A 17,036-nucleotide genomic window follows, 5' to 3' on the forward strand; every position below is an offset into this window, starting at 1 on the left:
CGCCCCCCCCGCGGGGGGGGGGGGGGGGGGGGGGGGGGGGGGGGGGGGGGGGGGGGGGGGGCCCCGCCCGGGGGGGGCGGCCCCCCCCCGGGCCCCCCGGGCCCCCCCCCCCCGACTCTGGGACAGCTTGGAGGAGGTACGCCGACGCTGGGACGAGTGCAACCAGTTCCCTCTGTATGACATGCGAGCGGAGATTTCACCCGAGGGGGGGCCGTCTGCTGGCCCCCATGGGCAATTGGGACTTGCCGATCTGAGTACAGCGTTCCGCGCAGCTACGACGGGGGCCAGTTCGCAGCCCCGCAGGCGCAGGTACGCGAACCGGCCCGCCAACGGCGCGCAGCCCGAGTCAGCCGGCCAGGTGCCGTTCCACCGTCTCCACCTTCGACGTCAGACCGCCCGTCACACCCGGGCGGATGTCCGCCTTCAGGACCACGGACACCCGCGGGGCGCGGGCCTCGACCGCGGCGACGGCGCGCTTCACGACGTCCATCACCTCGTCCCACTCACCCTCGATCGAGGTGAACATGGCGTCGGTGCGGTTCGGGAGACCGGACTCGCGGACCACGCGGACCGCGTCGGCGACGTACTCGCCGACCTCTTCACCGACCCCGAGCGGGGTCACCGAGAACGCGACGATCATGCCTTGACCACACCTTCGCGACGGGCGCGGGAGGCGATGACCGCGTCCTCGGCCGCGCGCTTGAGGCGGCGCTCGGCGACGAAGCCGCCGAAGGGCAGCACGGAGAGGATGAAGTAGAGGGCGGCGGTGCCGAAGCTCCACTTGGTGCGGTTCCAGGCGTCCAGCCAGAACAGCACGTACAGGATGAAGAGCACGCCGTGGACCATGCCCATCACCGGCACCGCGTCGAAGGACGTGGTCCGCTTGAGCACCGAGCAGACCAGGAGGAGCAGGAACGACACTCCTTCGGGCCCGGAGATCAGCCGGAGCCGGTGCAGGGAGGATGCGGTCTTGATGTCCACGGCAGGGGTCACCTTCGTTCGATCTTGTGAACGGATGCACAAGGGCCGTTCCATTGTGCATGCCGACTTTGCTGTCCCTTTATCCGGGGGGCCAGTACCGTCCCTCCGTGGCAATGTTCCGACTCCAGGGCAGCAAAGTCCTCGCCGTGACCATGACCGGCGACGCCGTCAAGGCGAAGAACGGCGCGATGGTCGCCTACGACGGCCAGATGGCGTTCAAGAAGATGTCCGGCGGCGGTGAGGGCCTGCGCGGCATGGTCACCCGGCGCCTGACCGGTGAGCAGATGGAGGTGATGGAGGTCCGCGGGCAGGGCACCTGCTGGTTCGCCGACCGGGCCTCCGAGATCAACCTCGTGCGACTCCACGGCGACAAGCTGTTCGTGGAGGCCAGCAACCTGCTCTGCACCGACGCCGGGCTGCGCACCGGCACCACCTTCACCGGGCTGCGCGGCGGCGCCTCCGGCAACGGTCTGTTCACCACCACCGTCGAGGGCAGCGGGCAGGCCGCGATCATGTCCGACGGTCCGGCGGTGGTGCTCCGGGTGTCCCCGCAGTACCCGCTGTCGGTCGACCCCGGCGCGTACATCGCCCATCAGGGCAACCTCCAGCAGCACCTCCAGTCCGGTGTGACCTTCCGCACACTGCTCGGCGAGGGCGGCGGCGAGGCGTTCCAGATGCGCTTCGAGGGCGACGGACTCGTGTACGTCCAGCCCAGCGAGCGGAACACGATCGGCGGTGACGTCTGATGCCCTTCCGCGAGATCAACTCCAAGATGATCGAGGCCCAGGTGATCCCCGGGCAGCGGATGTTCAGCCAGCGCGGCGCGATGCTCGCGTACCGCGGCGACGTCACTTTCACGCCGAACATCGCCGGCGGCCAGGGCGGCCTGATGTCGATGATCGGCCGCCGGGTGGCGGGCGAGGCGACCCCGCTGATGACCGTCGAGGGCAGCGGCACCGTGATGTTCGGGCACGGCGGTCACCACATCCAGGTGATCGAGCTGACCGGCGACACCCTCTACGTGGAGGCGGACCGGCTGCTCGCCTTCGACGGCACCCTGGAGCAGGGGACCATGTTCATGGGCGCGCAGGGCGGTGTCATGGGCATGGTGCGCGGTCAGGTGACCGGGCAGGGCCTGTTCACCACCACGCTGCGCGGGCGCGGCGCGGTGGCCGTGATGGCGCACGGCGGTGTCATCGAGCTGCCGATCACGCCGGGCCGGCCGGTGCACGTCGACCCGCAGGCGTACGTGGCGCACCACGGCGACGTCCGCAACAAGCTGTCCACGGCGCTGGGCTGGCGGGACATGGTGGGGCGCGGTTCGGGCGAGGCGTTCCAGCTGGAGCTGAGCGGGAGCGGTGCGGTGTACGTGCAGGCGTCGGAGGAGAAGCTGTGAGCACCCATGCGAGCCAGGGCCCGGTCGTTCTCGATCCGCACTCACTGCCGAGCGACGACAACGTCAACGCGTACACCTTCTGCGTGGAGCTGAAGGGCTCCCAGTGGTTCCTGCAGAAGGGGAAGATGATCGCCTATTACGGGCGGATCGAGTTCAACGGCATCGGGCACGGGCGGCTCGACCGGCTGGTGCGGACGTCGTTCCATTCGCCGCTGCACGCGAGCGACTGGGTGGTGGCGGAGGGCAGCGGCAAGATGCTGCTGGCGGACCGGGCCTTCGACGTGAACTCGTTCGACCTGGACCAGGGCAATCTGACGATCAGGTCGGGCAATCTGCTCGCCTACCAGCCCACGTTGGCGCTGAAGCAGTCGATCGTGCCGGGTTTCGTGACGCTGATCGGAACCGGCAAGTTCGTGGCGGCGTCCAACGGTCCGGTGGTGTTCATGGAGCCGCCGCTCCGGGTCGATCCGCAGGCGCTGGTCGGCTGGGCGGACTGCCCCTCTCCCTGTCACCATTACGACCACGGCTACCTGACCGGAGTGATGGGCGGCGTGCGGGCACTGACGGGTCTCGGCGGCACCTCGGGCGAGGAGCACCAGTTCGAGTTCGTCGGGGCGGGCACGGTGCTGCTCCAGTCGACGGAGCTGCTGATGCCGGAGCGGGCGATCGGCGAGCCGGGCGCCCAGCCGGGCGTCCCGGGGTCTTCGGCACCGTACGGTTCCGGCCATGGTCAGCAGAGTTCGGTACCGCGTCTTCCCGGACAGCTCGGGGACCTACAGCGTCGCTTCGGGCTGTGAGCGGTAGTCTGCGGAGAGTGACGCGTCGAACACACTCCCAGAAATCGTCAAGTATTCAACTTCTTTAGGTAGACTCCATACATGGACACCGAGACGGCCACCCCCTGGCTCACCGACGCCGAGCAGTGCGCCTGGCGCACCTTCCTGGACGTCCAGAGAATGCTGACGTACCAGCTGGAGAAGGACCTCCAGCCGTTCGGCCTGACGATGAACGACTACGAGATCCTGGTGAACCTCTCGGAGTCGGCCGAGCGGCGGCTGCGCATGAGCGACCTGGCGGCGGCCACGCTGCAGTCCAAGAGCCGCCTCTCGCACCAGATCACCCGCATGGAGAACGCGGGCCTGGTGCGCCGCGAGAACTGCGAGTCGGACCGGCGCGGGCTTTACGCGGTGCTCACCGACGAGGGCATGGCGACCATGCACAAGGTCGCCCCGCACCACGTCGAGTCGGTCCGCCGCCACTTCGTCGACCAGCTCAGCCCGGAGGCGTTCAGCGACCTCCACGAGTCGCTGAAGCCGATCGCGGACCAGCTCCGCGGCCGACGCGGCAAGCCGTAGCGCATCTCAGGACATGACATGACGGTGGCCGGGGGGGGGGGGGGGGCGTCCCCCCCCCCCCCCCCCGGCCACCGTCATGTCAGAGCCCTACTGGCCGGTCAGACTCTCGATCAGCTCGTCCGACGCCGCGTACGGGTCCAGCTCCCCCGCCGTGATCCGGGCCGCCAGCGCGTCGAGCCGCCGGTCGCCGCGCAGATCGCCGATCCGGGCCCGCAGCGCGGTCACCGCGATCGTCTCGACCTCGCGGGCCGCCCGGGCCCGTCGGCGCTCGGTGAGCACCCCGTGCTCCTCCATCCACGCCCGGTGCTTCTCCAGGGCCGCCACGACCTCGTCGATGCCCTCGCCGCGCGCGGCGACGGTCTTGACGATCGGCGGCCGCCAGTCGCCCGGCGCCCGGGACTCGCCGAGGCCCAGCATGTGGTTGAGCTCGCGGGCGGTGGCGTCGGCGCCGTCCCGGTCGGCCTTGTTGACCACGTACACGTCGCCGATCTCCAGGATGCCCGCCTTGGCCGCCTGGATCCCGTCGCCCATGCCGGGCGCAAGGAGCACCACCGAGGTGTCGGCCTGTGAGGCGATCTCCACCTCGGACTGGCCGACGCCCACGGTCTCCACCAGGATCACCTCGCAGCCGGCCGCGTCGAGCACCCGGATCGCCTGCGGGGCCGACCAGGCGAGACCGCCGAGGTGGCCGCGGGTCGCCATGGAGCGGATGTAGACGCCCGGGTCGGAGGCGTGCTCCGACATCCGGACCCGGTCGCCGAGCAGCGCGCCGCCGCTGAACGGCGAGGACGGGTCGACCGCGAGCACCCCGACCCGACGGCCCGCCCGCCGGTACGCGGCGACCAGCGCCGACGTGGAGGTGGACTTGCCGACGCCCGGTGAGCCGGTGAGCCCGACCACGTACGCGTTGCCGGTCAGCGGCGCGAGCGCCGCCATCACCTCGCGCAGCTGCGGCGACGCCCCCTCCACGAGCGAGATGAGCCGGGCCACGGCGCGCGGCCGGCCCTCCCGTGCCTGGGCGACCAGTGCGGGGACGTCCACCATGTGCAGCTGCTCCTTGCCGGTTGAGCGGGGGCGGGGCGGGGGCCGGGGCCCGGGCCGAACGGGCCGGGCCCCGGGCGGGGTTGCCGGGCGGGAGTGCGGGGTTGCCGGGCGGGGTTACTTGCCGGGCACGCGTACGATCAGGGCGTCGCCCTGGCCGCCGCCGCCGCACAGCGCCGCCGCGCCCACGCCGCCGCCGCGCCGCTTCAGCTCCAGGGCCAGGTGCAGCACAAGCCGGGCGCCGGACATGCCGATGGGGTGGCCGAGCGCGATGGCGCCGCCGTTGACATTCACCTTTTCCGGTGTGACGCCGAGGTCCTTCATTGACTGGTGGGAGACGGCCGCGAACGCCTCGTTGATCTCGATCAGATCGAGGTCGCCGACCTCCAGGCCCTCCTTCGCCAGGGCGTGCCGGATCGCGTTCGACGGCTGCGACTGGAGCGAGTTGTCCGGGCCCGCCACATTGCCGTGGGCGCCGATCTCGGCGATCCACTCCAGGCCCAGCTCCTCGGCCTTGGCCTTGCTCATCACGACCACGGCGGCGGCGCCGTCGGAGATCTGCGAGGCGCTGCCCGCGGTGATGGTGCCGTCCTTGCTGAACGCCGGGCGGAGCCTGCCGAGGGACTCGACGGTGGTCTCGGCGCGGATGCCCTCGTCGAGGGCGAAGAGCACCGGGTCGCCCTTGCGCTGCGGGATCTCGACCGGGGTGATCTCGGCCTCGAACAGGCCGTTCTTCTGGGCGGCGGCGGCGCGCTGGTGCGACAGGGCGGCGATCTCGTCCTGGACGTCGCGCGGGATGCCGAGGCGGGTGTTGTGCTTCTCGGTGGACTCGCCCATGGCGACGCCGTCGAAGGAGTCGGTGAGGCCGTCGTACGCCATGGCGTCGAGCATCTCGATGGCGCCGTACTTGTGGCCCTCGCGGGACTTCGGCAGCAGGTGGGGGGCGTTGGTCATGGACTCCTGGCCGCCCGCGACCACGATGTCGAACTCGCCCGCGCGGATGAGCTGGTCGGCGAGCGCGATGGCGTCGAGGCCGGACAGGCACACCTTGTTGATGGTGAGCGCGGGCACGTTCATCGGGATGCCGGCCTTGACCGCCGCCTGCCGGGCGGGGATCTGACCGGCGCCCGCCTGGAGCACCTGGCCCATGATCACGTACTGCACCTGGTCGCCGCCGATGCCCGCCCGGTCCAGGGCGGCCTTGATCGCGAAACCGCCGAGATCGGCGCCCGAGAAGGACTTGAGCGAGCCCAGCAGGCGCCCCATGGGCGTACGGGCGCCCGCGACGATCACTGAAGTGGTACCGGTCGTTCCAGACATGAGGCACAGCCCCTTGGGATGAGGAGTGAACGAGGGTTTACGTCAATGTACTGAGCCGTGCCGCGCCGGGTCACCGGCCTGCCGGTGTGACGGCGCGCACGTTGCGTAACCATCCGGTCGGCGCTGCACTGGAGCCATGCTGACGCGAATCGACCACATCGGGATCGCCTGTTTCGACCTGGACCGGACCGTCGAGTTCTATCGGGCGACGTACGGCTTCGAGGTCTTCCACGAAGAGGTGAACGAGGAGCAGGGCGTGCGGGAGGCCATGCTCAAGATCAACGAGACCTCGGACGGCGGGGCCTCCTACCTCCAGCTCCTCGAACCCACCCGCGAGGACTCCGCGGTGGGCAAGTGGCTGGCGAAGAACGGCGAGGGCGTCCACCACATCGCCTTCGGCACGGCGGACGTGGACGGCGACGCCGAGGCGATCCGCGGCAAGGGCGTCCGGGTGCTCTACGACGAGCCGCGGACCGGCTCGATGGGGTCCCGGATCACCTTCCTGCACCCCAAGGACTGTCACGGCGTACTGACCGAACTCGTCACCTCGGCGCCCCCGTCGGAGCACCGGTCCTCGGCGGAGCACTGACCTCCGGATTCCCGGCCCGGTAGAGTGGGCGACTCCGGGCCGGGGCCGGTCGGAGCCGCGCGTGCGCGGTGCCGAAGTCGGGATGTCGGGGTCGTCCGATCTGCCACGATTCCCCGGGGGGCCGTTCAGTCCGGTGAACGGTGCCCGTCGGAACGTTGCGACCGGGTTGGGGTCTCCCCTGCTCGCAGAGCTCGGGGAAGGATGGACCGCGCAGTGCGGGGCTACGAACGCCAGGAGAGCCACCGAGCTGAAGACGACCATCTCTCGCGGTTCGAGGCCGAGATGGAGCGGCTGAAGAAGGAGCGAGAGAAGGCCGTCCAGCACGCCGAGGACCTCGGGTACCAGGTCGAGGTCTTGCGCGCCAAGCTCCACGAGGCGCGCCGCACCATCGCGTCCCGGCCCGCCTACGACAGCGCGGACATCGGCTATCAGGCCGAGCAGATGCTGCGCCAGGCGCAGGCCCAGGCCGAGCAGCTGCGGCAGGACGCCGAGCGCGAGCTGCGCGACGCCCGGGCGCAGACCCAGCGGATCCTTCAGGAGCACGCCGAACAGCAGGCCCGGCTCCAGTCGGAACTGCACACCGAGGCCGTGCAGCGCCGTCAGCAGCTCGACCAGGAACTGAACGAGCGCCGCCAGACCGTCGAGTCGCACGTCAACGAGAACGTCGCCTGGGCCGAGCAGCTCCGCGCCCGCAGCGAGGCGCAGGCCCGCCGCCTGATGGAGGAGGCCCGGGCGGAGGCCGAGCAGTCGCTGACCGCGGCCCGCGCGGAGGCCGTCCGGCTCGCCGAGGAGACCCGGCGCAGGACCGGCGCCGAGGCGGAGGCGGCCCGGGCCGAGGCCGAAGCGATTCTGCTCCGGGCCCGCAAGGACGCCGAGCGCCTGATCGGCGCCGCGACCAGCCAGGCCCAGGAAGCCACCAGCCACGCCGAGCAGCTGCGTTCCTCGACCACCGCCGAGACCGACCAGGCGCGCCGTCAGGCCGCCGATCTTTCCCGTACCGCCGAGGTCCGCCTCCAGGAGGCCGAGGACAGGCTCCGCGAGGCCCGGGCCGAGGCCGAGCGCGGTCTCGCCGAGGCCAAGGACGCCGCCGCCCGCCAGCTGTCGGCCGCCGAGGCCGCGGGCGAACAGCGCACCAGGACCGCGAAGGCGGAGATCGCGCGGCTCGTCGCCGAGGCCACCAAGGAGGCCGAGGCCCTCAAGGAGCAGGCCGCGGAGAAGCTGCGCGAAGCCACCGCCGAGGCCGAGAAGCTGGTCTCGGAGGCCGGTGAGAAGGCCCGTACGGTCGCCGCCGAGGACTCCGCCGCCGCCCTGGCCAAGGCCGCGCGGCAGGCCGAGGAGGTGCTGACCAAGGCGTCCGCCGACGCCCAGGAGACCACCCGCAAGGCCACCGAGGAGGCCGAGCGGATCCGCCGCGAGGCCGAGACCGAGGCCGACCGGCTGCGGTCCACCGCCGAGGAGCAGGCCGACGAACTGCTCGGGTCGGCGAAGGACGACACCAAGGAGTACCGGGCCAAGACGGTCGAGCTCCAGGAGGAGGCCCGGCGGCTGCGCGGCGAGGCCGAGGGCCTGCGCGCCGAGGCGATCGCCGAGGGCGAGCGGATCCGCGGCGAGGCGCGCCGCGAGGCCGTCCAGCAGATCGAGGAGTCGGCACGCACCGCGGAGGAGCTGCTGACCAAGGCCCGCACCGACGCGGACGAGCTGCGGGCCGGGGCCGGCGCCGAGAGCGAGCGGGTGCGCGGCGAGGCCATGGAGCGGGCGCAGACCCTGCGCACCCAGGCCGAGGAGACCCTGGAGCGCACCCGGGCCGAGGCCGAGCGGATGCGCGGCGAGGCCGAGGAGCAGGCCGAGTCGGTCAAGGAGGCGGCCGAGGCCGCGGCGGCGACGCTGCGCGAGGACGCCGAGCGGGCCGCCGCGGCCCGGCGGGCGGAGGCGGCCGACGAGCTGACCCGGCTGCACACCGAGGCGGAGACCAAGCTGGCGTCCGCCGGTCAGGAGCTGACGGACGCGCGCGCCGAGGGCGAGCGGATCCGGCGCGAGGCCGCCGAGGAGTCCGAGCGGCAGCGCACCGAGTCCGCCGAGCGGATCCGTACGCTGCAGGCGCAGGCCGAGCAGGAGGCGGAGCGGCTGCGGGCCGAGGCCGCGGCCGAGGCGTCGGCGACCCGGGCCGAGGCGGAGAGCGCCGCGGACACCGAGCGGACCGAGGCCGGTGCCGAGGCCGAGCGGCTGCGCTCGGAGGCGCAGGAGACCGCCGACCGGGTCCGCGCGGAGGCCGCGGCCGCGGCCGAGCGGGTCGCCGCGGAGGCCGCCGAGGCGCTGTCGGCCGCCCAGGAGGAGGCCAACCGGCGCCGCCGGGAGGCCGAGGAGACGCTGGACTCGGCGCGCACCGAGGCGGGCCGGGAGCGTGAGCTGGCCCGGGAGCAGAGCGAGGAGCTGCTCGCCGCCGCCCGCAACCGGGTGGAGGAGGCGCAGACCGAGGCGCACCGCCTGGTGGCGGAGGCGGACGCGCGCGCCACCGAGACGGTGTCGGCGGCCGAGACGACCGCGCAGGAGGTACGGGACTCGGTCGCGGGCCTGCGCGAGAGCGCCGACGAGGAGATCGCCGGGCTGCGCAGCGCCGCCGAGCACGCGGCCGAGCGGACCCGTACCGAGGCGCAGGAGGAGGCGGACCGGGTCCGCGCCGACGCGTACGAGGAGCGGGAGCGGGCGTCGGAGGACGCCAACCGCACCCGGGAGCGCGCCCAGGAGGAGTCCGAGGCGGCGAAGGCGCTGGCCGAGCGGACGGTCGGGGACGCGATCGCCGAGGCGGAGAAGCTGCGCGGGGACACCGCGGAGTACGCCCAGCGGGTACGGACCGAGGCGACCGACGCGCTGGCGTCGGCCGAGCAGGACGCGGCCCGCACCCGGGCGGACGCCCGGGACGACGCCAACCGGATCAGGTCGGAGGCGGCGGCGCAGGCCGAGACGGTGGTCGGCGACGCCCGTACCGAGGCGGAGCGGATCGGCGCGGAGGCCGAGCGGGTTCTCGACGAGGCCCGCGAGGCAGCCGACAAGCGACGCGCGGACGCGGCCGAGCAGGCCGACACCCTCATCGGCGAGGCGACGGCGGAGGCCGAGCGGCTGACCGCGGCGGCGGAACTGCTGCGGGTCGAGGCGGAGCAGGTCAAGGCGGCCGGCGAGGCCGAGGCGGAGGAGCTGCGGGCCGCTGCCCGGGCGGACGGCGAGCGGGTCCTCGACGAGGCCCGCGAGGCAGCCGACAAGCGGCGCGCGGACGCGGCCGAGCAGGCCGACACCCTCATCGGCGAGGCGACGGCGGAGGCGGAGCGGCTGACCCTGGAGGCGGCCGAGCTGCTCGAGTCGACGGAGCAGGACGCGCTGCGCATCCGTACCGAGGCCGAGCAGGTCAAGGTGGACGGCGAGGCGCACGCGCAGGCGCTGCGCAGTGCCGCGCTCGCGGACGCCGACCGGATCCTCGACGAGGCCCGCAAGGCGGCCGACAAGCGGCGCGCGGACGCGGCCGGGCAGGCCGACACGCTGGTCGGCGAGGCGACGGCGGAGGCGGAGCGGATCGCCGCCGAGTCGGCCGCCGAGGCCGAGCGGATCGCGACCGAGGCGGCGCGGCTCAAGGCGGACGCCGAGGCGGCGGCCGAGGAGATGCGGTCCGACGCGCGGGCCGAGGCCGACCGCACGCTCGACGAGGCCCGTGAGGCCGGGGCGCGCAAGCGGGCGGACGCGGCGGAGCAGGCCGACCAGTTGATGGCGAAGGCCCAGGAGGAGGCGCTGCGCGCCACCACCGAGGCCGAGGAACAGGCCGACACCATGGTGGGCGCGGCCCGCAAGGAGGCGGACCGGATCGTCGCCGAGGCGACCATCGAGGGCAACTCGCTGGTGGAGAAGGCCCGTACGGACGCCGACGAGCTGCTGGTCGGGGCGCGCACCGACGCGACCGCCATAAGGGAGCGGGCGGAGGAGCTGCGCGGCCGGATCGAGGGCGAGATCGAGGAGCTGCACGAGCGCGCCAGGCGCGAGACGTCCGAGCAGATGAAGACGGCGGGCGAGCGGGTCGACAAGCTGGTGAAGGCCGCGGAGGAGCAGCGCGCCGAGGCCGACGAGAAGGCCAAGGAGCTGCTCTCGGAGGCGACTTCGGAGGCGAGCCGGGTGCGGATCGCCGCCGTCCGCAAGGCGGAGGGGCTGCTCAAGGAGGCCGAGCAGAAGACGGCCAAGCTGGTCGCGGACGCGGAGCGGGTCAAGGCCGAGGCCGAGGCGGAGGCGGAGGAGACGATCGCCGGCGGGAAGCGCGAGCTGGACGTCCTGGTGCGCAGGCGCGAGGACATCAATGCCGAGATCTCCCGTGTCCAGGACGTGCTGGAAGCGTTGGAGTCTTTCGAGACGCCTTCCTCCGGTGCGAAGTCCGACGGCGGCCGGGACGGGGTCAAGGCGGGCGCGTCCGCGGGAGGCACCCGTTCGGGGGGCACTCGTTCGGGCGGCAAGGACACCGAAGGCTAGCCACTCAAAAGGCTGGACATTCTCCAGATCAAACGGGCATACGCTCGATGACACGCCGCTCGGACCCCTAGGATTCCCTCTAACACCTCACCGGTCTCATTCGACAGGAACCCCATGAGCGACACTTCCTCCCCCTTCGGCTTCGAGCTCGTGCGGCGTGGTTACGACCGCGGTCAGGTGGACGACCGCATTACCAAGCTCGTCGCCGACCGTGACAGTGCTCTGGCCCGAATCACCTCTCTGGAAAAGCGCATCGAGGAGTTGCACCTCGAAACGCAGAACGCCCAGGCCCAGGTCAGCGACGCCGAGCCGTCGTACGCCGGGCTCGGTGCGCGTGTCGAGAAGATCCTCCGGCTCGCCGAGGAGGAGGCGAAGGACCTGCGTGAGGAGGCCCGTCGCGCCGCCGAGCAGCACCGCGAGCTGGCGGACTCCGCCGCGCAGCAGGTCCGCAACGACGCCGAGTCGTTCGCGGCCGAGCGCAAGGCGAAGGCCGAGGACGAGGGCGTCCGGATCGTCGAGAAGGCGCAGGGCGAGGCCAACTCGCTGCGTGCCGAGGCCCAGAAGGACGCGCAGTCGAAGCGCGAGGAGGCCGACGCGCTGTTCGAGGAGACCCGCGCCAAGGCCGCCCAGGCCGCCGCGGACTTCGAGACCAACCTGGCCAAGCGCCGCGAGCAGTCCGAGCGCGACCTGGCCTCGCGTCAGCAGAAGGCCGAGAAGCGCCTGGCGGAGATCGAGCACCGCGCCGAGCAGCTCCGCCTGGAGGCGGAGAAGCTGCGCACGGACGCCGAGCGCCGGGCCCGTCAGACGGTGGAGACCGCGCAGCGCCAGGCCGAGGACATCGTGGCCGACGCGAACGCCAAGGCGGACCGGATCCGCAGCGAATCGGAGCGCGAGCTGGCGGCGCTCACCAACCGCCGCGACTCGATCAACGCGCAGCTGACCAACGTCCGCGAGATGCTGGCCACGCTGACCGGTGCCGCGGTGGCGGCGGCCGGCTCGCCGATCGACGACGAGCGTACGGCCGGTGTCCCGGCCCAGCAGGCGCGCTGAGCCCAGCGGGCGGGCCCGAGCGGTCCGCCTTCGCCGTACGGGGCCCCTTCGGGGGCCCCTGGGTCGGTGGGCCGTGGTGCGCGGCCCGGCGGGCTCCCGGTGGGCGCCCGGCGGGCGTCGGGCGTCGCCCCGGTGAAGTCTCGGTCACGACGGCCGAAATCCCCTGTCATTCCGGTGGCGGGGGATTTTCCGTACCCGTAGGTTGGTACGCATGATCGAGCTTGAGGGTCTCACCAAACGGTACGGGTCGAAGACGGCGGTCGACCATCTCACCTTCACCGTGCGGCCGGGCGTGGTCACCGGCTTCCTGGGGCCGAACGGGGCGGGCAAGTCGACGACGATGCGGATGATGCTGGACCTGGACAACCCGACGAGCGGGTCGGTCCGGATCGACGGCAAGCACTACCGCGAGCTGCAGGAGCCGTTGAAGTACATCGGGGCGCTGCTCGACGCGAAGGCGATGCACGGCGGGCGTTCGGCGTACAACAACCTGCTCTGTCTGGCGCAGTCGAACCGGATCCCGGCCCGGCGGGTCGACGAGGTGCTCGGTCTGGTCGGTCTGACGGCGGTGGCGCGGAAGAAGTCGAAGGGCTTCTCGCTCGGGATGGGGCAACGCCTGGGAATCGCCTCGGCGTTGCTGGGTGATCCGGAGATCCTGATGTTCGACGAGCCGGTGAACGGTCTTGATCCCGAGGGAATTCACTGGATCCGCAATCTGATGAAGGCGCTCGCCGGAGAGGGCCGGACGATCTTCGTATCGAGTCATCTGATGAGTGAAATGGCCCTGACGGCCGATCATCTGATCGTGATCGGGCAGGGAAAGCTGCTCGCCGACACGTCGATGGCGGATTTCATCCAGCAGAATTCCCGCAGCTATGTACGGCTCCGTTCGCCGCAGCAGGAGCGGCTGCGCGATGTGCTGCACGAGAACGGTTTCATCGCCGTCGAGGCGGGCGCGGGCACGATCGAGGTGGACGGTGCCACCACCGAGCAGCTCGGTGAGCTGGCCGCTTCGCACCAGCTGGTGCTGCACGAGCTGAGCGCCCAGCGGGCCTCGCTCGAAGAAGCGTTCATGCAGATGACGGCGGGCGCGGTGGAGTACCACGCGCACGGCACCGACGTCGGCGGCGCGCGGCCGCCGGCCGCACCGCCGCAGTCACCGGCCGGGCCCCAGTGGGGCGAGACCTACAAGGGAGCCTGAGCGATGGCAGCGGTACCCGCGGTCCTCCAGTCGGAATGGACCAAGATCCGGACGGTCTCGTCGACGGTGTGGACGCTCGCGAGCGCCCTGATCGTGACGGTGGCGATGGGCGCGGCGCTGTCCGCGCTGCTGAAGTCGACCTTCGACGACCTGTCCGACGTGGAGCGGGCCACCTTCGACCCGACCTTCGTCAGCTTCTCCGGGATGGTGCTGGGGCAGCTGGCGATGGTGGTGTTCGGGGTGCTCGTGGTCGGCACCGAGTACTCCTCGGGCATGATCCGCACCTCGCTGGCGGCGGTGCCGCAGCGGGCCACCTTCCTGTTCTCCAAGGTCATGGTGGCGGGCGGGCTCGCCCTGGTCGTCGGTCTGGCGACCAGCTTCCTGTCGTTCTTCCTCGGGCAGGCGCTGCTCGGCGAGCACCGCACCACGCTCGGCGCGGACAACGTGCTGCGGGCGGTGGTCGGCGGCGGGCTCTACATGTGTCTGATCGCGCTGTTCTCGATGGGCGTGACGATGATGCTGCGGTCCTCGATGCTGTCGCTCGGCATCCTGGTGCCGTTCTTCTTCCTGATCTCGCAGATCCTGTCGGCGGTGCCGAAGGCCAAGGAGGTCGCGAAGTACTTCCCCGACCAGGCCGGCTCCAAGATCATGCAGGTGGTGCCGGACGCGCTCGGCTCGGAGAAGGCGCCCTACGGGCCGTGGGGCGGGCTCGCGATCATGGTGCTGTGGGTGCTCGCGGCGCTGCTCGGCGGGTACGCGGTCCTGAAGCAGCGGGACGCGTGACACCGGTCATGTCCTCGTGACACCGGTCATGTCCCCGGCGCCCGCGGGCGCCCGGAACCCTGGAGAGCCGGGGCCCCACGGGGTCCCGGCTCCGCCGTTTCCGGGAAGGTCACGATTCCGGCAGCGGCGGAACCGTAAACGGCTCGATAAGCTCTTCGCTCGTACGGGGGGCTCCGGCCAGCGGCCGCCACGCCCCGACGAGGACATGACCTGACCTGTCGATGGGGCTGTTGAATGATCGAGGCAGTCGGCCTGACGAAGCGCTACGGCGACAAGACGGCCGTGTACAACCTTTCCTTCCAGGTGCGGCCGGGGCACGTGACCGGCTTCCTGGGCCCCAACGGCTCGGGCAAGTCCACCACCATGCGCATGATCCTCGGTCTCGACCGGCCCACCGCCGGGCACGTCACGATCGGCGGCCACCCGTTCCGGCAGCTGCCGAACGCGCCCCGGCAGGTCGGCGCGCTGCTCGACGCCAAGGCCGTGCACGGCGGCCGCAGCGCCCGCAACCACCTGCTCTCGCTCGCCCAGCTCGCCGGGATCCCGGCCCAGCGGGTCGACGAGGTGCTGGGCGTGGTCGGCCTCCAGGACGTCGCCAAGCGGCGCTCCAAGGGCTTCTCGCTGGGCATGGGGCAGCGGCTCGGCATCGCGGCGGCGCTGCTCGGCGACCCGCAGGTGCTGCTCTTCGACGAGCCGGTCAACGGGCTCGACCCCGAGGGCATCCTCTGGGTGCGCAACCTGATGAAGAAGCTGGCCGCCGAGGGCCGGACCGTCTTCGTCTCCAGCCACCTGATGAGCGAGATGGCGCTGACCGCCGACCACCTCATCGTGATCGGCCGCGGCCAGCTGCTCGCCGACATGAGCGTCACCGACTTCATCTCGGCGAACTCGGCCGACTTCGCCCGGGTGCGCACCCCCGCGACCGAGCCGCAGACCCGCGAGAAGCTGACCGCGGTGCTGATCGAGGCCGGTGGCCGGGTGATGTCCGAGCCGGACGGGGCGCTGCGGGTGACCGGTCTGCCGCTGCCCCGGATCAGCGACCTGGCGCACGGCTCCGACGTACGGCTGTGGGAGCTGTCCCCGCACCAGGCGTCCCTTGAGGAGGCGTACATGCGGATGACGCAGGGCGCCGTGGACTACCGGTCCACCGACGACCGGCTCGCCCACCTCCAGCCGCCGCTGCCGCCGCACCAGGCGCACCAGGGCCCGGCGCAGCCGGAGTACGCGGCGCCCGAGGTGCCGCAGCAGGGCTGGTACGCCCCGCCGCCGCCCGGACAGAACCCGTACGCCACCCCGCAGGCACCCGCACCCCAGGCACCGCAGGCACCCGCACCGCAGGCAGCCCCGGCACCGCAGCCGCAGGCCGCGCAGCCGCAGGCACCGCAGGGCCAGAACCCCGAGGACGTCCGATGAGCGCCCCGATGACTCCGCCGCCCGCCGCCCCGGGCCCGCCGCCCGCCCCGTACGTGTACGTCTCGCCGATCCCGGTGCGCCGGGCGACGCTGGGCGACGCGCTGGCCTCCGAGTGGACCAAGATCCGGTCGGTGCGCTCCACGATGTGGACGCTCGGTGTCGCGGTGCTGCTGATGGTGGGCATCGGTCTTGCCGTGGCCGCGGTCGCCGCCAACGCGACCTCGAACGAGGGCGCGCCCGCCGAGGAGACGGTGCTCAGCCTCGGCTTCTTCGGGATGCTGCCCGCTTCGATCTGTGTGATCACGCTCGGCGTGCTCGCGATCAGCTCCGAGTACGGCACCGGCATGATCCGCACCACCCTGACCGCCTGCCCCAGCCGGGGCCGGGTGCTCGCGGCGAAGGCGATCGTCTTCTTCCTGCTGGTGTTCACCACGGTCACCGTGGTGGCCGGGGTGGTCGGCGCGCTCCAGGTGTCGATCGTCGACTGGACGGCGCCGACCGCCGACCAGTGGCTGCGGGCCACCGTCGGCACCGGGCTGTACATGGCGCTGCTCGGGCTGCTCGCGATGGGCGTGGGCGCGGTGCTGCGGCACTCGGCGGGCGCGATCGCGGCGATGGTCGGCGTGCTGCTGCTGCCGCTGGTGGCGGCGCTGTTCATGATGTCCGAGGCGCTGCGCTCGCTGCAGGAGTGGCTGCTGATGTACGCGGTGCCGTCGCAGATGATCGCGCTCTACAGCGACAGCCCGCCGTTCAACGGCCAGGGCCCGCACGGCTGGGAGTCGGTGTTCATCCTGGCCGGCATCACGGCCGCGGTGCTCGGCGGCGCGTTCGCGCTGCTCAACAGCCGCGACGTCTGACCGGGAGGCCCCTGGGGGGCCCAGCCCCCGGCTCAGTGCCGGGGGGCGTTACGGGACCGCTGCACCCGCGTGGTGCGGCGGTCCTTCGCGTTCCAGCACGCCTTGTGCCAGTGCCTGCGGTCGTCGACGCCGCCGTACTCGGGCCAGGCCACCAGGTGCGGGGCGCCGGGCGGGATCTCCTGGTCGCAGCCGGGGCAGCGGTAGCGCTTGCCGGGGGCGCTGGCGCCCGCGACGTGCCGGACGTACCACTCCTCGCCCTGCCAGGTCTCGGTGCTCTGCACACCGCCGTAGCGGTCGCCCGGCTCGCCGCCCGGCTGATCGTCGGGCTTCGCGCCGCCTCGGGGGCGGTTGTGGCGCGGGGACACTTCGGCACCTCGCTCGGGTCGGGGACACGGACGGTTCCGTCAAGCCTACGGGCCGCGACCGGGTGGCCCGGCACCCGGTCGCGGCGGATCAGCCGAAAATCGCAAGAACTTCATGAAGGGCCGTTGCCTTTGGCACGTGTCAGGCGTTGTTGCCGGTACGAGGGGTACACGGGCCCCGGGTC

16 protein-coding genes are annotated in these 17,036 nt (G+C 72.3%); 11 read left to right on the plus strand and 5 right to left on the minus strand.

The genetic code is table 11. The annotated features are described in order from the left end of the window. Positions 1-346 precede the first annotated feature (346 nt). Together ACIPXM_RS24650 and ACIPXM_RS24655 are read right to left on the minus strand one after the other, a co-directional pair. Positions 347-640, minus strand: coding sequence for an MTH1187 family thiamine-binding protein (locus ACIPXM_RS24650; RefSeq protein ID WP_401659045.1), 294 nt, complete (start codon positions 638-640; stop codon positions 347-349). Continuing rightward, positions 637-981 (minus strand): DUF3817 domain-containing protein, encoded by a 345-nt coding sequence (locus ACIPXM_RS24655; RefSeq protein WP_401659048.1) that lies wholly within the window; start codon positions 979-981, stop codon positions 637-639. The genes ACIPXM_RS24650 and ACIPXM_RS24655 overlap by 4 nt, the downstream gene beginning before the upstream one ends. A 113-nt stretch (positions 982-1,094) precedes the next feature. Between ACIPXM_RS24655 and ACIPXM_RS24660 the strand changes: the two genes are divergently transcribed. The 4 genes from ACIPXM_RS24660 (at position 1,095) to ACIPXM_RS24675 (ending at position 3,732) form a co-directional block, all read left to right on the plus strand. Next, positions 1,095-1,727, plus strand: a complete 633-nt coding sequence (locus ACIPXM_RS24660; protein ID WP_401659185.1) for an AIM24 family protein — start codon at positions 1,095-1,097, stop codon at positions 1,725-1,727. After that, a complete protein-coding gene (locus tag ACIPXM_RS24665; RefSeq protein ID WP_401659050.1) occupies positions 1,727-2,377 on the plus strand; it encodes an AIM24 family protein in 651 nt (216 codons plus the stop codon). Before ACIPXM_RS24660 ends, ACIPXM_RS24665 begins: the two co-directional genes overlap by 1 nt. Further along, complete coding sequence (locus tag ACIPXM_RS24670) at positions 2,374-3,174, plus strand: AIM24 family protein (RefSeq protein ID WP_401659052.1); 801 nt, start codon at positions 2,374-2,376, stop codon at positions 3,172-3,174. The genes ACIPXM_RS24665 and ACIPXM_RS24670 overlap by 4 nt, the downstream gene beginning before the upstream one ends. A gap of 81 nt (positions 3,175-3,255) precedes the next feature. Further along, on the plus strand, positions 3,256-3,732 hold the full coding sequence (locus ACIPXM_RS24675) for a MarR family winged helix-turn-helix transcriptional regulator (RefSeq protein ID WP_401659055.1): 477 nt from the start codon (positions 3,256-3,258) through the stop codon (positions 3,730-3,732). An 87-nt stretch (positions 3,733-3,819) separates the two neighbouring features. Here ACIPXM_RS24675 and meaB read toward each other — a convergent pair whose 3' ends face one another. Both meaB and ACIPXM_RS24685 read right to left on the minus strand, forming a co-directional pair. Beyond that, the gene (gene meaB / locus ACIPXM_RS24680; protein WP_401659058.1) at positions 3,820-4,776 is read right to left on the minus strand and encodes a methylmalonyl Co-A mutase-associated GTPase MeaB; all 957 of its coding nucleotides are present in this window, start codon (positions 4,774-4,776) and stop codon (positions 3,820-3,822) included. Positions 4,777-4,890: 114 nt separating this feature from the next. Further along, the gene (locus ACIPXM_RS24685) at positions 4,891-6,093 is read right to left on the minus strand and encodes an acetyl-CoA C-acetyltransferase (RefSeq protein ID WP_401659061.1); all 1,203 of its coding nucleotides are present in this window, start codon (positions 6,091-6,093) and stop codon (positions 4,891-4,893) included. A 136-nt stretch (positions 6,094-6,229) separates the two neighbouring features. Between ACIPXM_RS24685 and mce the strand changes: the two genes are divergently transcribed. The 7 genes from mce to ACIPXM_RS24720 all read left to right on the plus strand — a co-directional run bounded on the left by mce (position 6,230) and on the right by ACIPXM_RS24720 (position 16,489). Beyond that, entirely contained in the window at positions 6,230-6,682 is a 453-nt protein-coding gene (mce, locus tag ACIPXM_RS24690; protein WP_401659064.1) for a methylmalonyl-CoA epimerase, read from the plus strand. A gap of 213 nt (positions 6,683-6,895) precedes the next feature. Beyond that, complete coding sequence (scy, locus tag ACIPXM_RS24695) at positions 6,896-11,185, plus strand: polarized growth protein Scy (RefSeq protein WP_401659188.1); 4,290 nt, start codon at positions 6,896-6,898, stop codon at positions 11,183-11,185. A gap of 114 nt (positions 11,186-11,299) precedes the next feature. Next, complete coding sequence (locus tag ACIPXM_RS24700) at positions 11,300-12,235, plus strand: cellulose-binding protein (RefSeq protein WP_401659067.1); 936 nt, start codon at positions 11,300-11,302, stop codon at positions 12,233-12,235. A 211-nt stretch (positions 12,236-12,446) separates the two neighbouring features. Further along, positions 12,447-13,436, plus strand: coding sequence for an ABC transporter ATP-binding protein (locus ACIPXM_RS24705; RefSeq protein ID WP_401659070.1), 990 nt, complete (start codon positions 12,447-12,449; stop codon positions 13,434-13,436). Between the two features lie 3 nt (positions 13,437-13,439). Beyond that, complete coding sequence (locus ACIPXM_RS24710; protein WP_401659073.1) at positions 13,440-14,219, plus strand: ABC transporter permease; 780 nt, start codon at positions 13,440-13,442, stop codon at positions 14,217-14,219. A 234-nt stretch (positions 14,220-14,453) separates the two neighbouring features. Continuing rightward, positions 14,454-15,632 carry an ATP-binding cassette domain-containing protein gene (locus ACIPXM_RS24715; protein WP_401659076.1) on the plus strand — a complete coding sequence of 393 codons (1,179 nt, stop codon included), beginning with the start codon at positions 14,454-14,456 and terminating at the stop codon, positions 15,630-15,632. Then, positions 15,629-16,489, plus strand: a complete 861-nt coding sequence (locus ACIPXM_RS24720; RefSeq protein ID WP_401659078.1) for an ABC transporter permease — start codon at positions 15,629-15,631, stop codon at positions 16,487-16,489. The genes ACIPXM_RS24715 and ACIPXM_RS24720 overlap by 4 nt, the downstream gene beginning before the upstream one ends. Before the next feature lie 32 nt (positions 16,490-16,521). Here ACIPXM_RS24720 and ACIPXM_RS24725 read toward each other — a convergent pair whose 3' ends face one another. Next, positions 16,522-16,854, minus strand: a complete 333-nt coding sequence (locus ACIPXM_RS24725) for an ATP/GTP-binding protein (protein ID WP_401659080.1) — start codon at positions 16,852-16,854, stop codon at positions 16,522-16,524. Between the last annotated feature and the right edge of the window lie 182 nt (positions 16,855-17,036).

Origin of the sequence: Streptomyces sp. NPDC090025, assembly GCF_044748125.1 — a bacterium.
Lineage (GTDB): Bacteria > Actinomycetota > Actinomycetes > Streptomycetales > Streptomycetaceae > Streptomyces.

Excerpts from the sequence above, each read along its gene's own strand:
- ACIPXM_RS24660 (WP_401659185.1), top strand. The coding sequence starts at position 1,095 with ATGTTCCGACTCCAGGGCAGCAAAGTCCTCGCCGTGACCATGACCGGC.
- mce (WP_401659064.1), top strand. The coding sequence starts at position 6,230 with ATGCTGACGCGAATCGACCACATCGGGATCGCCTGTTTCGACCTGGAC.
- ACIPXM_RS24650 (WP_401659045.1), bottom strand. The coding sequence starts at position 640 with ATGATCGTCGCGTTCTCGGTGACCCCGCTCGGGGTCGGTGAAGAGGTC.
- ACIPXM_RS24705 (WP_401659070.1), top strand. The coding sequence starts at position 12,447 with ATGATCGAGCTTGAGGGTCTCACCAAACGGTACGGGTCGAAGACGGCG.
- ACIPXM_RS24720 (WP_401659078.1), top strand. The coding sequence starts at position 15,629 with ATGAGCGCCCCGATGACTCCGCCGCCCGCCGCCCCGGGCCCGCCGCCC.
- ACIPXM_RS24665 (WP_401659050.1), top strand. The coding sequence starts at position 1,727 with ATGCCCTTCCGCGAGATCAACTCCAAGATGATCGAGGCCCAGGTGATC.
- ACIPXM_RS24675 (WP_401659055.1), top strand. The coding sequence starts at position 3,256 with ATGGACACCGAGACGGCCACCCCCTGGCTCACCGACGCCGAGCAGTGC.
- ACIPXM_RS24700 (WP_401659067.1), top strand. The coding sequence starts at position 11,300 with ATGAGCGACACTTCCTCCCCCTTCGGCTTCGAGCTCGTGCGGCGTGGT.
- ACIPXM_RS24710 (WP_401659073.1), top strand. The coding sequence starts at position 13,440 with ATGGCAGCGGTACCCGCGGTCCTCCAGTCGGAATGGACCAAGATCCGG.
- meaB (WP_401659058.1), bottom strand. The coding sequence starts at position 4,776 with ATGGTGGACGTCCCCGCACTGGTCGCCCAGGCACGGGAGGGCCGGCCG.
- ACIPXM_RS24685 (WP_401659061.1), bottom strand. The coding sequence starts at position 6,093 with ATGTCTGGAACGACCGGTACCACTTCAGTGATCGTCGCGGGCGCCCGT.
- ACIPXM_RS24715 (WP_401659076.1), top strand. The coding sequence starts at position 14,454 with ATGATCGAGGCAGTCGGCCTGACGAAGCGCTACGGCGACAAGACGGCC.